This window comes from Burkholderia contaminans (genome assembly GCF_029633825.1).
Taxonomy (GTDB): Bacteria; Pseudomonadota; Gammaproteobacteria; order Burkholderiales; family Burkholderiaceae; genus Burkholderia; species Burkholderia contaminans.
This window is the reverse complement of sequence record NZ_CP090641.1, coordinates 2,668,553-2,684,502: the sequence shown is the minus strand read 5'-3', so window position 1 is coordinate 2,684,502 and position 15,950 is coordinate 2,668,553. Positions and strand designations below refer to the sequence as shown.

The 15,950-nt window shown below is 67.8% G+C and carries 12 protein-coding genes and 1 pseudogene; 1 reads left to right on the top strand and 12 read right to left on the bottom strand.

All coding sequences use genetic code 11. The features are described from left to right. Positions 1–2 precede the first annotated feature (2 nt). Both LXE91_RS29740 and LXE91_RS29735 read right to left on the bottom strand, forming a co-directional pair. Positions 3–938: a hypothetical protein gene (locus LXE91_RS29740; RefSeq protein WP_039345255.1), complete on the bottom strand. Its 936-nt coding sequence runs from the start codon at positions 936–938 to the stop codon at positions 3–5. Positions 939–1,006: 68 nt separating this feature from the next. Next, entirely contained in the window at positions 1,007–1,477 is a 471-nt protein-coding gene (locus LXE91_RS29735; protein WP_172625572.1) for a winged helix-turn-helix transcriptional regulator, read from the bottom strand. Positions 1,478–1,631: 154 nt separating this feature from the next. On the opposite strand from LXE91_RS29735, the pseudogene LXE91_RS29730 reads away from it, so the two are divergent. Beyond that, positions 1,632–2,866, top strand: a pseudogene (locus LXE91_RS29730) (MFS transporter). A gap of 139 nt (positions 2,867–3,005) precedes the next feature. On the opposite strand, the gene LXE91_RS29725 reads toward LXE91_RS29730, so the two are convergent. The 10 genes from LXE91_RS29725 to LXE91_RS29680 all read right to left on the bottom strand — a co-directional run bounded on the left by LXE91_RS29725 (position 3,006) and on the right by LXE91_RS29680 (position 15,827). Then, positions 3,006–4,172 (bottom strand): glycosyltransferase family 4 protein, encoded by a 1,167-nt coding sequence (locus LXE91_RS29725; protein WP_039345266.1) that lies wholly within the window; start codon positions 4,170–4,172, stop codon positions 3,006–3,008. Next, positions 4,172–5,356, bottom strand: coding sequence for a glycosyltransferase family 4 protein (locus tag LXE91_RS29720; RefSeq protein ID WP_039345269.1), 1,185 nt, complete (start codon positions 5,354–5,356; stop codon positions 4,172–4,174). Before LXE91_RS29720 ends, LXE91_RS29725 begins: the two co-directional genes overlap by 1 nt. Next, positions 5,353–6,819: a glucose-6-phosphate isomerase gene (locus tag LXE91_RS29715; RefSeq protein ID WP_039345272.1), complete on the bottom strand. Its 1,467-nt coding sequence runs from the start codon at positions 6,817–6,819 to the stop codon at positions 5,353–5,355. Before LXE91_RS29715 ends, LXE91_RS29720 begins: the two co-directional genes overlap by 4 nt. A gap of 10 nt (positions 6,820–6,829) precedes the next feature. Next, positions 6,830–7,978: a glycosyltransferase family 4 protein gene (locus LXE91_RS29710; protein WP_039345275.1), complete on the bottom strand. Its 1,149-nt coding sequence runs from the start codon at positions 7,976–7,978 to the stop codon at positions 6,830–6,832. A 43-nt stretch (positions 7,979–8,021) separates the two neighbouring features. Continuing rightward, entirely contained in the window at positions 8,022–8,981 is a 960-nt protein-coding gene (locus LXE91_RS29705; protein WP_039345279.1) for a glycosyltransferase family 2 protein, read from the bottom strand. 64 nt (positions 8,982–9,045) lie between these two features. After that, complete coding sequence (locus LXE91_RS29700) at positions 9,046–11,271, bottom strand: polysaccharide biosynthesis tyrosine autokinase (RefSeq protein WP_039345282.1); 2,226 nt, start codon at positions 11,269–11,271, stop codon at positions 9,046–9,048. Between the two features lie 50 nt (positions 11,272–11,321). Continuing rightward, on the bottom strand, positions 11,322–12,500 hold the full coding sequence (locus LXE91_RS29695; RefSeq protein WP_039345284.1) for a polysaccharide biosynthesis/export family protein: 1,179 nt from the start codon (positions 12,498–12,500) through the stop codon (positions 11,322–11,324). Next, entirely contained in the window at positions 12,494–12,937 is a 444-nt protein-coding gene (locus LXE91_RS29690) for a low molecular weight protein-tyrosine-phosphatase (RefSeq protein WP_039345287.1), read from the bottom strand. Before LXE91_RS29690 ends, LXE91_RS29695 begins: the two co-directional genes overlap by 7 nt. A 30-nt stretch (positions 12,938–12,967) precedes the next feature. Beyond that, positions 12,968–14,380 (bottom strand): UDP-glucose dehydrogenase family protein, encoded by a 1,413-nt coding sequence (locus tag LXE91_RS29685; protein ID WP_039345290.1) that lies wholly within the window; start codon positions 14,378–14,380, stop codon positions 12,968–12,970. A gap of 73 nt (positions 14,381–14,453) precedes the next feature. Continuing rightward, the gene (locus LXE91_RS29680; RefSeq protein ID WP_039345293.1) at positions 14,454–15,827 is read right to left on the bottom strand and encodes an undecaprenyl-phosphate glucose phosphotransferase; all 1,374 of its coding nucleotides are present in this window, start codon (positions 15,825–15,827) and stop codon (positions 14,454–14,456) included. Positions 15,828–15,950 lie beyond the last annotated feature (123 nt).

The following is a 15,950-nucleotide window of genomic DNA, read 5'->3' as shown; positions in this document are numbered from 1 at the left end:
GGTCACGCGTCGCCGGGGTCGCGCTGGATCAGGTGACGCGACGGAAACACGTTGTCCTTGAAATGACTCACGTAACCACCGGTGCCGGCCTGGATCACCATCAACGACAAGCGCGGATGCAGGGCCTGCAGCGCGTCGAGCGCTTCTCGATCGAGACAGGTATTTCTCAGTGTCAGCCTGTGGAGCCGCTGGCCAGCGGGGCTCTTCAGCAAGCGCTCGTAGGCGTCGAACGACGTCACGCTGCCGGCGTCGCGCTCGCGCTTCCACGTCGAATGCAACGCGGTCGATTCCGAGAAATCGAGCCAGCCGAGCGACGACAGGTTGTCGCTGCCGGCCAGATGCTCGATGAACTGCTGCGTGTCATCTCCGCCACCGATGCGCAGCCGCTCGAGATGCGCAAGCGGTACGTCGAAGAAATGCGCGTCGGGCGCATTCGGCACCGTCAGCTCGGTGAGAAACGGCGCCTTCGCAGCAAAGCGGGCAATCTCGCCGCCCTCCTGCATGATCAGGCCGCGGCGCACGATCATCGACTGGTTGTGATCGGCCGGCTCGGTCGGCCGCACATACAGCGAGCGCAGCATCGGGAAACGCCCATCCGAATCGAGCAGCGGACCGAAATCCCATTCGCGCGAGCCGTTGGCGCCTTCGTCCAGACCGCTGAACGCGAGGTCGGTGACGAGATCCGCGACGTCCCGCTCTGCAAGGCATTGCAGCGTCCAGTCGAACGGTTCGTCCCAAGCGCCGCCGAAGTACCGGACATGCAGCCCGGCCCGCATCGGCGCGACGGTGACGTGGTTGAAATCGGTCGGCCACAACGGCTCGGCCGGATCGGAATGATCGCGCCCGTCCTCGGCGCCCTCGCGCTCGCAGTAGTCGTGGATGCGACGCTGCAGGTCGAGCAATCGCCGATAGCCGGCGGAATCCAGCGGGTGGGACATGGCAATGCGGCTCCGGTCAACGACGATCGCGACAGTCTATCCGACGGTGCGGCCATCGCACATGACGCTCACTGACGCGTCTTGCCGGCGTCGTCACCGACCTTCCTCACGACCGTCTCCGCCGCCTTCAAAGGCCGGCCGTCGTCATGCCGCAGCGCGAGCTTGCGGACCGCGCGCCCCGTGCTGCGGTCGACCAGCACCGAATGCGGCTCGCCGCGCGCGAACAGGTGCGCCTCGCCCCACTGCCTCAGCATCACGATCACCGGAAACAGCCCTTCGCCCTTTTTGGTCAGCGCGTATTCCTGATACGCGGTGCCGTCGGATGCCGGCACGACGTCGAACACGCCGGCGTCCACCAGCATCTTCAGCCGGTCGGACAGGATGTTGCTCGCGACACCGAGGCTCGCGCGGAAATCGCCGAACCGGCGCAGGCCGTCGAACGCATCGCGCACGATCAGCAACGCCCAGCGATCGCCGACGATATCGGTCGCCCGCGCCACCGGGCACGGCGAATCCGCAAGACTTTTCTGCCTGGCCATGTTCCTCTCCGCAATCTTGCCGGCCACCTTCGCAGCAGCGCCGGCCATCCGTGCGCGGACATCTCGCCCGCCGCACAGCAGGTTGCATTTTAAAACTACTTTTCCTACACTCCACATCAGTTTCAATTTGCAACTACATTGCACGAGGAAACCCATGGAGTCTTCCTGTCATTCCGGCACCGTCGCATCGAACGTACCGACACATGCCGCGCATCCGGCCGACGGCGGCCGCCTGTCCGCGGCGCGCGTCGCGTTGCTGGCCATCTGCTGCGCGGCCAGTGTCGCGAACGTCTACTACGCGCAGCCGCTGCTCGATTCGATCGCGCGGGATTTCGGCGTATCGCAGGCAGCCGTCGGCGGCGTGATCACGGCGACGCAGCTCGGCTGTGCACTCGCGCTGCTGTTCGTCGTGCCGCTCGGCGACCTGCTGAGCCGCAAGCGCCTGATCACCGTGCAGCTTCTGCTGCTGACGGCGGCCTGCATCGGCGTCGCCGCGTCGTCGACGCGTATCGCGCTGCTGGCCGGGATGGTCGCGGTGGGGCTGCTCGGGACCGCGATGACGCAAGGGCTGATCGCGTGCTCCGCGGCGCTCGCGGGCGCCGGCGAACGCGGGCGCGTGGTGGGCGCCGCACAGGGCGGCGTCGTGGTCGGGTTGCTGGCCGCGCGCTCGCTGGCGGGCGTCGTCACCGACATCGCGGGCTGGCGGGCCGTCTACCGGTGTCGGGCGCGCTCGCGATCGCGATGCTCGTCGTGCTGTCGCGGCTGCTGCCGGACGAGAACGGCCCGCACGAGCGCATCGGCTACGCGGCGCTGCTGCGATCGATGGTGTCGCTGCTGCGCGATGAACGCGTGCTGCGCGTGCGTGGCGCGATCGCGCTGCTGATGTTCGCGGCGTTCAGCATCTTCTGGAGCGCGCTGGTGCTGCCGCTGAGCGCACCGCCGCACGCGATGTCGCATACGCAGATCGGCGCGTTCGGGCTCGTCGGCGCACTGGGTGCGGCGGCGGCCGCCCACGCGGGCCGGCTCGCGGACCGCGGGCGCGGCGAAGCGACGACCGGTGTCGCGCTCGCGCTGCTTGCGTGCTCATGGCTGCCGCTCGCGTTCGGCGATACGTCGATTGCATGGCTGATCGTCGGCATCGTGCTGCTCGATGTCGGCGGGCAGGCCGTCCACGTCGTCAACCAGAGCATGATTCTCGGCGCGCGGCCCGATGCGCATGCGCGCCTCGTCGGCTGCTACATGCTGTTCTATTCGGCCGGCAGCGGGCTCGGCGCGATTGCGTCGACGATGATGTATGCGCGCGCCGGATGGACCGGCGTCTGCGTGCTCGGCGCGGTCGTGAGCGTGGCCGCGCTCGGCGTGTGGGCCGCCACGCTCAGGCGCGCGTGACACGTGCCGGCACCGTGTATCGGAGGGAGAAGTGGCCGGCCCGCCCTCTGCGGGCGGGCCGGCATGCGAACCGGCCATGCACGCACGCGCCGCCGGTTCGGCTTTCGGTTCGGCACGCAGGTAGCGCGCCGCGTCGCGCTCAACCTGCGGCCTGGATCGCCTCTTCGTACACGCCGGCAACGCGCCGCGCGATCACCGCGTTGTCGAAATGATCCCGTGCATAGCGCTTGCACGCGGCTTCGTCGGGCAGCCTGATCGCCCCCGACAGCGCGGCGCCGAGCCCTTCCGCGATCGCGTCCGCGCCCGTGGAGGGCAGCACGAGATCGTTGGACAGCCCGGCCACCGCCTCCGGCAGCCCGCCGACCGGCGTGACCAGCACGGGCGTGCCGGACGCGAGCGATTCGACGGTGATCAGCCCGAAGCCTTCGAGCGCGACCGTCGGCACGACGCTGACCGTCGCCGCGCGGTACAGCGCCGCGAGATGGTTGTCGGGCACGAAGCCGAGCAGCTTCACGTTATCCTGGAGCCCCGCCGCATCGATGCGCTGCTGCAGTTCCTCGCCGATCTTGCCCTTGCCGGCGATCAGCAGCAGCACGTCCGGGTGACGGTGCTTGAGGAGACCGATCGCATCGATCAGGTCCTCCAGCCCCATGCGCCGCACGAGCCGGCGCACGGCCAGCACGATCGGCCGGTCCTGCGGCAACTGCAGCTTGTGCCGCGCCTCGGCCGGCGTGAGCGGCGTATCGAACTGCGCGGTATCGACGCAGCCCGGAATCACGCGCACGCGTGACGGATCGATCCCGTAGCGGTTCGTCAGGATCTGGCCGAACGCCTGCGACAGCACGATCAACCGCGACGAACGCGTATAGACGGCCTGTTCGAGATAGCGCTTCGCGCGCTGGCCGAGCGACGCAGCGCCCTCGACCTGGCTTTCGTCGGCCCACGGCCCCTGGAAATGCGACACCTGCGGAATCCCGCGCGTGACGTCGAGACCCGGGAACGTGTACAGCGCGAAGTGCGACGAGATCACGTCAGGCCGCTCGCTGCGGATCTCCTCGCGCAACGCGCGGCGCGCGGCGAGCATCCGGCGTGCAAGCGACTCCGATGCGGGGCCGAAGCCCTGGATCGCACCGTCGGTGTCGTCGGCGACTTTCGGGGAGCCGGCGACGAGCCCGCGCACCTCGACGCCCGCGCCCGGCAGCGCGCCGACGAGCGAGTAGTACATCCGGTCGAGGCCGCCCGCACGTTCGGGGAACCAGTGCATGCCGATTTGCAACGATTTGATCGGCCGGGAAGATTGGGACATCACGTTTGCTCCTGCGTGACTGCATGCTCGGCCCGCTCGAATGCGGACGGCTGCGTGGGTTGGCCGATGCGCCGGTAGAGCGCGACATACTGGGCGCCCATGTGCGCCCAGCCGAAACGGGTCATCAGTTCGCGGGCGGCGTCACCCATCGCGCGACAGGTGTCGCGCGACACCGCGAGCGAGCCGATCGCCTGCGCGAGCGCCGCCGGATCGTCCGGATCCTCCAGCACGATCCCGCATTCGCGCGTGATGATTTCCGCACCGCCCGCCGTGCGCGCGGTGACGACCGGCAGCCCGGCCGCCATCGCCTCGAGCAGCGACAGGCTCATCGCTTCGTAGCGCGACGGGAACACGTACGCGTCGACCGAGCGCATCAGCGTCGGCATGTTCTTCACGAGACCGAGGAAATGCACGCGCGAATCGATGCCGAGCGCCCGTGCCTCGTCCGGATACGGGCTGCCGGGCAAGTAGCCCGCCACCGCCAGGTGCACGTTCGCCGGCAGCTTCGTCAGCGCCTTCAGCACGGTGCCGAGGTTCTTGCGCGGCGTGCGCAGGTCGCCGACGAACAGCAGCAGGAATGCATCGTCCGGCAGCTTGAACGCCGCGCGGTCGGCCTGTGCCCCCGCGAACGCGCCGGCGTCGACACCGTTGTAGATCACGCTGATCTTGCGGCTGTCGATGCCGAGCCCGGCGATCTCGTCGGCCACCTTCTGCGACACGGCCGTGATCGCGCGCGAACGCCGGTACGCCCAGCGCTCAAGCGTGGTGTTCACGCGCGTATAGACGTACTGGTAGGCCGACCACAGCCCCTTCGTCGGCCCGAACGGATAGTACGGACTCTTGAACCAGCCGCCGTGCACGAAGTGCGCGGTATTCACGTCGGCCTTGATCCACGAAATGAAGCCGTTCACGTGCAGCACGTCGTATTCGCTGCGGTGCGCGCGTAGCCAGGCCGCGCTCTTCAGCGCGAACACCTGCTGCTTGACCAGATTCGACGGCCAGAAGCCGCCGACCTTCACGGGCACCCAGCGCACGCGCGGGTCGGCCAGCAGTTCGGGCGCGACATGCGACGCGACCAGCGTGACCTCGTAGTTCTCGGCCAGCGCCGCGCGCGCGATTTCGTAATTGACGCGGCCCTGCCCGTCGTTATGTCGCACGACGTGCGTGACGATCGCGATTCTCAATGGTCGCCTCCCCGTAAACGCGCGGCGGCCAGCAGGCGTTGTGCCTTTTGCCAGTGCGCCGCGGAAAGAATCGAAAAAATGGCTGTGAACATCAGCAGGCCGCCCGTGCCGATCAGCGAGTTCGTGAACACGAGCATCGCGAAGGTCGACAGGCACAGGCTCAGGCACGCGCCGACGAACTTGTCCTTGCGCAGCTTGAAAGCCGCGCGCAGCGTGCGGCCGAACAGCATCACGACGCCCGAGAGGTACAGCAGCGTGCCGGGCCAGCCGAGCACGAACGGCACGTTCATCACGCCGCTGTCGAAGCTGCCGTACTTGCCGAGCTCGCCGCTGTCGCTCGACAGCTTCGTGGATGCACCCGTCGCGCCCATCCCTTCGCCGGCGACGTCGGTGAACGCCGTCTGCGCGAAGGTGGCGTAGAACTTGTTGCGGTCGTCGTAGCTGCGGTCGTCCTTCAGGTTCGTGATCGACTGCAGACGCGCGCCGAGACGGTCGGCCACCGGCCCGACGGTCAGCAGCGGCACGCACAGGCCGACCAGCACGACGCCGCTGATCAGGATCCGCATCCGCACGCGGTTGTTCGACTGCGCGAGCTGGATCGCGAGCGCGATCACCCAGCCGCCCCACGTCGAGCGCACGAGACACAGCGCGAACGACACGAAACCGGCTGCCCCGGCGAACCAGCGGATCTTCTGCGGCGCCGCGAGCACGAACACCAGCGCGCCCATCATCGCGAACGCGAACGGCCCGGACGAATTCATCGTGCTGAACACGCGCACGCCGTACGGCACCGGCTCGCCCTGCGAGCCCATGTCGGAACCGATCATCCACAGCACGTCCCACTGTGGCATCACGAAGTACTGCACGATGCCGTACAGGCCCATCACGAGCATGCCCCACATGAACGTGGACAGCAGCACGTCGCGGTACTCGGGGTAGTCGCGCGCGTTGACCATGATGTGAAAGCCGATCAGCACCGGATACACCCAGTTCGCGAGGTCGTAGGTCGCGGCCATCACGCCGCTCGACACGATCCCGACGAGGTACGCATACGTGAGCCCGAACAGCATCAGCAGGATCGGGATCCCGCGCCGCTGCGCGAGCACGCGGTAATGCCGGATCAGCCCGAGGCCGGCGATCATCGTCACCGCGAGCGGCGCGACCTGGATCAGGCTCGTCGGCGTGAACGCGCCCTTCGACCAGTCGGCGAGACGCCGCACTTCCGGGCTCAGGAACCACACCCACCACATGAAGCCGACGTAGCGCGCCGGGCTCTTGAAATACAGCCAGATGCCGACCGCGATGGCCAGCACCGGAAACGCGAGCGTCAGCACCTTGCCCTGGTGAATGGCGATCAACGCGGCCGTGAACGTCCACAGTCCGGCCTGCCCGACCCAGTGCTTCGGCTCGGGAAGCCAGTTGCGTTTGCGCGACGGTGCGCGTTCGGCGGCAATCGTACTCATCGATCCGCTCTCACCGCGACGACGGGCGCGAATCCGCGAGCGGCATCGCCAGGCCCGCGGCAGCCGGCGTGCGGCGCCGGCGCAGCATGTCGCGCGTGATCCGCACGTGCTGCTCGGCGAACGCCTGCGTGGTCAGGTCGCGATCGCGCAGGCACGCCGCGGCGGCCTGCGCGCACGCAAGCGCCGCGACCGGATCGGCCACGAAGCGATCGGCGGCCTGGCGCATCGCCTGCGCGTCGAACGCAGGCACATAAGCGGCCGTATCGTGCGGGAAGTAGTCGCTGAGCCCGCCGACATCCGACACGATCATCGGCTTGCCGACGGCGGCCGCCTCGAGCATCACCGTGATGCCCGACGCATGGAAGTTCGGCCGCAGCGGCACGACGATCACGTCGGCCCACGCGTACAGCTCGTGCTGTTTCGCGAGCCCCGATGCCGAGCCGATCTTCACGTTCGGCGCATGCCACTCGCGCGGCACGCGGCGGCGCGTCGCGAGCCGCACGTCGTAGCGCTCGTCACCGCCGAACGCGGCGAGGAACGTGCGCCAGTCGCGGTCGCGGTCGTTGCCGATCGCCGCGATCCGCAGCGGCCGGTTCGGTTGCCATTGCCGCGGCTCGGTGATCGGGAAATCCTGCGTGTTCAGCCCGTAGTAGACGAACTCGGCATCGCGGCCGAGATAGCGGCGGCACAGCTCGGCGTTGTCGCGGGCCAGCGTGGTCAGCGCGTCGGCGCGCGCGATCAGCTTGCGGTACAGCCAGCGGCGCGGGCCGCCGAAGCTGTTCCACTTGTCGAACAGCCATACGCTCTGCGCGAGCAGCAGCGGGCGCTTGCCCTGCTCGCCGGCCAGCTTCAGGATCAGCGAAGCGGCCAGATGCTCCTGTTCCGTGTGCGTCCAGATCACGTCGGTGTTCAGCAGCGCGGCGCGGTTGCGCCACGCATGCACGACGTCGAAGCCGAGCGCCGCCTTCAGCGCGCGGCGCGCGAGGCTGGCGACGCGGCTCTCGCCGCCGTCCTGCGAATAGGTCAGCCGGAATTCGTCGGATTCGGCATGGTGATAGCCGTACAGGCAGCCGATGTTCTCGCCTTTCCGGTAGGTACGCGGATCGGCGCCGTAAAACAGGTGAACGTGGACGTTGGTTGCAGCTTTCGTTGCAGTCATGCGAGCCCTCCGTGGGTGGCCGCGCGCGGGGCGCGCAAGCCGTTCAAGACGTCACCGGCGGCATCGCCGCACGATGGGGGGCAAGGTTCGCGCGGCGGGCATCGCGCGCACCGCGGCGCACCGCGCGCCAGTGCTCGCGGATCCGCTCGCGCTGCGCCGTATGCAGCGACAGCAGCACGTGCGCGAGGCCCGGGTAGACGCGCGTGCCGACCAGCGTCCACCACCACCACGCGATCTCGCGCCGGACCGGCGGCAGATGCTCGCGCAGGATCAGGTGCATGTTGTACGCGCCGTTGCTGATCGCATTCAGCGACGCGGCATCGCGCCGATCGTCGTCGAAGCGCTCGGCCGGGAAATGATCGACCGCGATCGCCGGGTCGTAGACGAGCTTCCAGCCGTCGCGCTGCACGCGCATGCTGAAACCCATGTCGTTGTGCACCTGCGCGCCGGCGCCGCGCAGCCGCGTGTCGAAGCGCAGCCGCTCGATCGCGGCGCGGCGGTAGCTCATGTTCGCGCCTTTCAGCATGTCGACTTCGCGCAGGCCGCCCACGCCGAGATGATGGTTGCCGACGATCTTGCCGGACAGCGTGAGCTGGCCGACGCGTTCGCGCGATTCGTCGAGCACGCGGCCCTTCTCGTGCACCCAGTCGCGCCCGCCGACCGCGCCCACGCGCGGATCGGCTTCGAACACCGACTCGACGCGCGCGAGCCAGTCGGGATGCGGCGCCGCGTCGTCGTCGGTGATCGCGACGATGTCGCCGTTCGCCGAGTCGAGCCCCTTGTTCAGCGCGGCGACCTGGCCCGGCACGTCGACTGGCACGATGCGCAGCGGCAGCGCGCCGCCGACCGCCGGATCGGCGAGCCGTTCGTGCGTGGCGTCATCCTCCGGGCGCGCGACGACGATCACCTCGTCGGGCAGCCGATGCTGCCGCTGCAGCGCCAGCAGGCAGCGCGCGAGGTCGGCAGGACGCCGAAAAGTCGGAACGAGCACGGAAATTTTCATCGTTGATTCTCCTGTCGGCCGGGCGGGCAACACATGCTGCCCGCCCGGTTACGTGCGATGCGGATCAGGCGCTCAGGTATTCGTGCACGGCTGCATAGCCGCGGCCGTAGCCGCGCGCCTTCGGCGGCACGCCGTTGAAGATCCCGCCTTCCAGGTCGACGCCGGCGGTGCGCAGGCGCTTGATCGCGTCGGCGATCTCGCCTTCGGTATGCATGCCCGAGCGCAGCACGAGGAACGTCGAGCCGGCCATGCGGCCGATGATGGTCGCGTCGGTCACCGCCAGCACCGGCGGCGAATCGATCAGCACGACGTCGTAGCGCTTGCCGAGCCCCTCCAGGTATTGCGGCAGGCGCGACGACATCAGCAGCTCCGACGGGTTCGGCGGGCGCGTGCCGGCCGAAATGAACGACAGGCCCTGCACCGGCGTCTCGCGCACGGCATCCTCGAGCGCCGACTGGTCGCTCAGCAGCTCGGACAGGCCCGGCTGCGACGTGAGGCCGAAGTAGCGGTCGAGCAAGCCGCGGCGCATGTCGGCGTCGATCAGCAGCACGCGCTTGCCCGAATGCGCGAGCAGCACCGCGAGGTTGACCGTCAGGAAGCTCTTGCCGATACCCGGCGTCGGGCCCGTCAGCACGATCACACGGTTCTTCGCATCCATCATCGCGAACTGCATCGCGGTGCGCAGGCTGCGCAGGCTCTCGACGCTGAGATCCTTCGGACGCAGGCTCGCGAGGATCGGACGGGTACGGCTGCCGCTCTTCTCGGCCTGCGCGTCGAGCTTCACCTGCTCGGCGCTTTGCGGCACCAGCCCGTACAGCGGCAGGTTGAACGCGCGCTCGATGCGGTCGGGATCCTCGATGCCCTGGAACATGTTGCGGCGCAGGAACACGATGCCCGTGCCGAGAATCAGCCCGAGGAACACGGCGGCCGACAGGATCAGCACCTTCTTCGGCTTGACCGGATCGCCCGGACGCAGCGCCGAATCGACGAGGTGGATGTTGCCGCCCGTGCCGGCCTTCTGCACCGACAGCTCCTGCACGCGGTTCAGCAGCAGCACGTAGATGTCCTCGGCGACCTTCGCGTCACGCTGCAGCTGGACGGCCTTCACTTCGGTGGCCGGCAGGCTGCGGAAGCGGTTGCTGAACTTGTCCTTCTCGCCCTGCAGCTCCGCGAGCTGCTGCTTCGCGGCGATCACCATCGGATGCGAATCGGTGAAACGCTGCGCGAGCGACGCGAGCTGCAGGCGCTGCGCGGCGATCTGCTGCTCGTACTGCACGCTGCCCTCGAGGTAGACCTTCGCCTCGTCGCTCGCGTTGATCGAGCCCGACGTGCGCTGGTACTGCGTCAGCGCGGCTTCCGCGCGTTCGAGGTCGGCCTTCAGGCGCGGCTCCTCGCCCTTCAGGAAGTCGAGCATCTTGGTCGCTTCGGCCTGCTTCGCGACCACGTGCTGGTTCAGGTACGACTGCGCGAGCGCGTTCGCGATCGCGGCGGTCTGGTCCGGGTCCTTGCCTTCGAGCGAGATCTGCACGACGCCCGTCTGCTTGCCCTGCTCGGTCACCTGGATGCCGGTCTGGAAGCCGCTGATCGCATCGAGATCGTTGTAGCGGACCACCGTGAACTGCGTACCGGGGCGCGCGACGAGCTTCGACACGAGCAGCGTCACGCCGCCGCCCTGCGCCGCTTCGCCGACCTGGCCCGACAGCAGCCGCATGCCGTTCTGGTCGACGACCGAATAGGTCCCGTTCGGGCCGGCCGTCAGCGTCAGCTTCTTGCCCTCGAGCGCGGGCACGACGCTGATCGAATCGACGTCGGCCACTTCACCGCCCCATGCGTACGACTTCAGGCCGAGCCACGGCTTCGCCGGCACACCGGGCGTCGCGATGCGCGCGGCGACACCGCCGATCACCGGCAGCGTCTTCGGCACGACCGAGAAATTCAGCTTGAACTGCTCGACCACCGGCGCGACCACGCCGCGGCTCTTGATGATCTCGATTTCCGCGTCGGTCGGCGCCTGCTGCGGGCCGCTGTTGATCATCGCGCCCGTCTGCGTCTGCGTGAGCGCCTGCGACGTGTTGTCGTTGCCCTCGACCCGCACGTGCACGTCGGCCTGGTAGACCGGCTTCGCGATGTAGCAGTAGAGGCCGGCGAGCGCGACGACCGTGACCGCGATGCCGAGCAGCAGCCAGATGTCGTCCATGATCACCTGGAGCAACTGGCCGAGGACGACGTCCTCTTCCTCGGTTTTCGCGGACAGATCCGCGTAGGAGTGTTTCGCTTGCGTGTTCACCATTCGTTCCCGCTTGAGTGGTGCCGGGGGGCGGGCGCCGCCCCGGCGGGCTATCAGCGCGTGATTTGCCGCATGTAGAAGATCGTCTGGATCGTCGGCAGCACCTGCTGCAGCACACGGTTGAACTGCACCGAGCTGGCCGTGCTGACGTAGACGACGTCGAGCGGTTGAAGCGGGAAGCGGCTCGACAGCATCAGCGCATCCGGCTGCGTCATGTCGAGGCGGAACACTTCAGGCTTCGTCGGGTTGTCGCGCATCCCGCGCATCACGTAGATCTTGCGCGGGTTCGCATCGGTGTCGAGGATGCCGCCGCCCGCGGTCAGCGCGTCGGCGATGCTCAGGCGGCCCTTGAGCATCGGCACCGTGACCGGCGTCTTGACCTCGCCCATGATGAACACGCGGCTGTCGCTGCGGTCCGGCACGTTGATGATGTCGCCCGGCTGCAGCATCACGTTCTGCTTCACCTCGCCGCGATCGAGCACGCCGTTCGCGTCGAGCGTGTAGAGCTTGCCGTCACGCGTCAGGCGCACGCGCTGCAGGTCGGCCTCGTTGGTCGAGCCGCCCGAGCGCGAGATCGCGTCGACGAGCGTCAGCGGCACGTCGCTCACCGCGAGCGGGCCCGGCTGCTTCACCTCGCCCGTCACCTGCACCTTCTGGCTGCGGAACGAGAGCACGCGCACGTCGAGCTGCGGATTCTTCACGTAGCGCGACAGCGTGGTGGCCATCTGCTCGCGGATCTGCGCGACCGTCTTGCCGGCCACCTTGATGCGGCCGACGAACGGGAAGAAGATCGTGCCGTCGGCGGCGACCGTCTGGCCGTACGGATCGGCCTGGCCCGGCAGCGCGGTCGTATACGGCTGCTGCAGCGCACCCGCGACCGTCTGCGTCGTGTTGCCGCCGCTCGAGAACGACTGGCCCTGCGGCGTCGTCAGCTCGGGGTGGTCCCACACGGTGACGCCGAGGATATCCTGCGGGCCGACGCGGTACACGTACTCCGACGGATCGGTGTAACGTCCGGGCGGCAGCGGATGGTCGACCTGCGCCTTCTGCAGCTGGTCCATCACCACTTTGGCGTCGATGTAATGAACCGGATAGGTTTCGGCCGCTTGCTGCCGGCCTTCGTCCTTCAGGTTCGACGAGTCGAGGTAGTTGCCGGGCGCGGTTGCACAGGCTGACAGGAAAGTCGTCAGCGCGACGGCAAGCGCCACCGGGCGCATCGGGCGTTTCAGCATAGTTTCTGTAGCCATCCTTGAACCAGACGTTCGATCAGTGAGTAGCTCTCGCGGTAATCGGCCTCGGGGCCGCCGTGCGGATCGGCAATCTCGGCCCCTTCCCACTTGCCGAGCAGGTGGACCTTGCCGCGCGCGAACGGATCGACCGATTCAACGGCCGCAATCTGTCCGCGCTCGCTGACGAGAATCAGGTCGGCGTCGCGCACGATCCGGCGCGACAGCCGCCGCGAGCGGTGGGTCGTCGCATCGACGCCCCGCTCGGCGAGCAGCTGACGCATCACCGGATCGATGCCGTCGCCGTCGTTCGCATGCACGCCCGCCGAGTGGAACGTCGGGCGCGGGCCGCCGCGCGACGCGGCGTGCGACTTGAACAGCAGTTCCGCTGCCGGGCTGCGGCAGACGTTCGCGTGGCAGACGATCAGGATGTTCCGGAACATGGCGCCTCGTAACGAGTGACGGGAATCGGGTTACGCGCTCGCGGGCGCGGTGCCCGGCACACGGGCGGCGACGGCCTGGCGCGAGCCCGGCCGGCCGATCGGGTGGTATTCGATGCCCTGCTCGCTCATCGTCTCCGGCTCGTACAGGTTGCGGCCGTCGAAGATCACGGGCGTCTTCCACAGACGGCCGAGCGCGACGAAATCGGGGCTCTTGAAGATCTTCCATTCGGTGACGATCACGAGCGCGTCGGCATCGCGCGCGGCCTGCGCCTCGTCGTCGACGAAGGAGAGGCGCTCGAGCCAGCTCGGGTGATCGGCGAGATCGAGCGCGATCACGCGGCGCGCTTCCTCCTGCGCGACCGGGTCGTACGCGGCGATGCGCGCCCCGCGCGACAGCAGCTCGGCGATCAGCTCGCGGCTCGGTGCTTCGCGCATGTCGTCGGTATTCGGCTTGAACGCGAGGCCCCAGATGGCGAACGTGCGGCCGCTCAGGTCCTCGCCGAAGCGCGCGACGATCTTCTCGGCGAGCACGCGCTTTTGCGTGGCGTTGACCGACGACACCGCCTTCAGGATCTGCAGTGCCTGCCCGTGCTCGTCGGCCGTGCGGATCAACGCTTCGACATCCTTCGGGAAACACGAGCCACCATAACCGCAGCCGGCGTACAGGAAGTGATAGCCGATGCGCGGATCGGAGCCGATCCCGCGGCGCACGGCCTCGATGTCCGCGCCGAAGCGGTCGGCGAGGTTCGCCAGCTCGTTCATGAACGAGATGCGGGTCGCGAGCATCGCGTTCGCCGCGTATTTCGTGAACTCGGCCGAGCGCACGTCCATGTACAGCGTGCGTTCGTGGTTGCGGTTGAACGGCGCGTAGAGCTTCTTCATCAGCTCGCGGGCGCGCTCGCCCGGCACGTCGTCGTCGCAGCCGATCACGATGCGGTCCGGCCGCGTGAAATCGTCCACCGCCGCGCCTTCCTTCAGGAATTCCGGATTCGACACGACCGAGAACATCTGGTCGCCGCCGCGCTTCGCGAGCTCTTCCGCCACCGCCGCGCGCACGCGCTCGGCCGTGCCGACCGGCACCGTCGACTTGTCGACGATCACCTTGAAGCCCGTCATGTAGCGGCCGATGTTGCGCGCTGCCGCCAGCACGTATTGCAGGTCGGCCGAACCGTCCTCGTCGGGCGGCGTGCCGACCGCGATGAACTGCACGTCGCCGTGCGCGACCGCGGCCTCGATATCGGTCGAGAAGCGCAGGCGGCCCGCCGAGCGGTTGCGCGCGATCACTTCCTTGAGGCCCGGCTCGTGGATCGGCACGCCGCCGTTGTTCAGGATGTCGATCTTTGCCTGGTCGACGTCGAGACAGAACACGTCGTGCCCGATGTCGGCGAGACATGCGCCGGTGACAAGACCTACGTAACCGCTGCCGATGATAGTCAGATTCATGATGTGTCGGACCTCTTGACCAATGATTCGAAATTCGTAAAACCGGAATGCCTGCGTGGCGCGATCTCGGTGCTCAGTACGCGTTGCTGCCGGTGAAGCCTTTCCAGAGCGTCAGCACGACGATCTTGATGTCGAGCCAGAACGACCAGTTCTGCATGTAGTACAGATCGAGCTTCACGCGTCCCATCATCTTCTCGATCTGGTCGGTCTCGCCGCGAAAGCCGTTGATCTGCGCCCACCCGGTGATGCCCGGCTTGATCCGGTAGCGGAACATGTAGCCCTTGACCAGATCCTTGTAGATGTCGTCGTGGGCGAGCGCATGCGGGCGCGGGCCGACGACCGACATCTCGCCCTTCAGCACGTTGATGAACTGCGGCAGCTCGTCGAGGCTCGTGCGGCGCAGGAACCGGCCGACCGGCGTCACGCGCGAATCGTTCTTCTTCGCCTGCGTGACCTGCCCCGCCACTTCCTCGTGCACCTTCATCGAGCGGAACTTGTAGATCTCGAACTCGTGCCCGTCGATGCCCTTGCGCTTCTGGCGGAAGAACACCGGCCCGCGCGACGTCAGCTTGATCAGGCACGCGATCACCAGCATCACCGGCGCCAGACCCGTGAGCGCCACCAGCGCGAACGCCCGGTCGAACACGAACTTCGGCAGGATCCGCACGTCGGTGATCGGCGACGCCGCGAGGTTGATCGCCGGCACGCCGAGCACCTCGACCACTTCCTGGTTGAAGAACGACAGCGTGCGCACGTCCGGGATGAAGCGGATATTCACGAAGTCGTGGCGGAACACCGTCACGATCTGGTGAATCCGGCGCTCTTCCGTGATCGGCAGCGTGAGCCACAGCTCGCTGATCGCGCGGCTGCGCACCAGCCACACCAGCGATTCGAACTGCCGCTCGATGCGCACGTCGTCGAGCGCGACTTCGCCCGGCGCTTCGCTTTCGTCGTACACGCACACCGGGTTGAAACCGGCTTCCGGCCGCGCCCGCATCTGGGCGATCAGCCGCCGCGCCGCCGGCGTCCCGCCGACGATCGCGACCGCCTTCAGGTTGTAGCCGCCGCGGCGCAGTTGCCGCAGCACGACGTGCACGCAGGCCTTCGAGCCGGCGAGCAGCGCCATCGTCACGAGCGCCCAGTAACCCAGCCACAGCCGCGACAGTTCGCCCGACTGATGAAAGCTGAAGCTCAGCAGGATGCCCGCCAGCTCGACCACCAGCCACGCGAATGCGACCCGCCCCACCAGCCCGACGAGACGCTTGCCGCGCCACGACTGGTAAATGCCGAACGCGGGAAAGCACACGACGACGAGCAGGCAATCGAACAGCATCATCGTGCGCTGCAGGTCGTTGAGCCAGATGCTGCCACCGTGCAGCGCGGCGGCGAGCAGCGCCCCCGTCACGACCATCGCGATATCGATGACTCTCGCCAGCACGCTCAACATGTCTGCTTCCTCTTTGAACAGGCGTTTGCCGAACAGCTCCTTGCGCGACCCGTGCCGCGCATTCGATTCAAACGTTGCATGACGCTATTGAAGCGGTAAGAAATTGTCGCCTCAAGCGTACAA

What these genes read in the sequence shown, in the direction of transcription:
- LXE91_RS29740 (WP_039345255.1), bottom strand. Translation starts at nt 938, where the DNA reads ATGTCCCACCCGCTGGATTCCGCCGGCTATCGGCGATTGCTCGACCTG.
- LXE91_RS29735 (WP_172625572.1), bottom strand. Translation starts at nt 1,477, where the DNA reads ATGGCCAGGCAGAAAAGTCTTGCGGATTCGCCGTGCCCGGTGGCGCGG.
- LXE91_RS29725 (WP_039345266.1), bottom strand. Translation starts at nt 4,172, where the DNA reads ATGTCCCAATCTTCCCGGCCGATCAAATCGTTGCAAATCGGCATGCAC.
- LXE91_RS29715 (WP_039345272.1), bottom strand. Translation starts at nt 6,819, where the DNA reads ATGAGTACGATTGCCGCCGAACGCGCACCGTCGCGCAAACGCAACTGG.
- LXE91_RS29710 (WP_039345275.1), bottom strand. Translation starts at nt 7,978, where the DNA reads ATGACTGCAACGAAAGCTGCAACCAACGTCCACGTTCACCTGTTTTAC.
- LXE91_RS29705 (WP_039345279.1), bottom strand. Translation starts at nt 8,981, where the DNA reads ATGAAAATTTCCGTGCTCGTTCCGACTTTTCGGCGTCCTGCCGACCTC.
- LXE91_RS29700 (WP_039345282.1), bottom strand. Translation starts at nt 11,271, where the DNA reads ATGGTGAACACGCAAGCGAAACACTCCTACGCGGATCTGTCCGCGAAA.
- LXE91_RS29695 (WP_039345284.1), bottom strand. Translation starts at nt 12,500, where the DNA reads ATGCTGAAACGCCCGATGCGCCCGGTGGCGCTTGCCGTCGCGCTGACG.
- LXE91_RS29690 (WP_039345287.1), bottom strand. Translation starts at nt 12,937, where the DNA reads ATGTTCCGGAACATCCTGATCGTCTGCCACGCGAACGTCTGCCGCAGC.
- LXE91_RS29685 (WP_039345290.1), bottom strand. Translation starts at nt 14,380, where the DNA reads ATGAATCTGACTATCATCGGCAGCGGTTACGTAGGTCTTGTCACCGGC.
- LXE91_RS29680 (WP_039345293.1), bottom strand. Translation starts at nt 15,827, where the DNA reads ATGTTGAGCGTGCTGGCGAGAGTCATCGATATCGCGATGGTCGTGACG.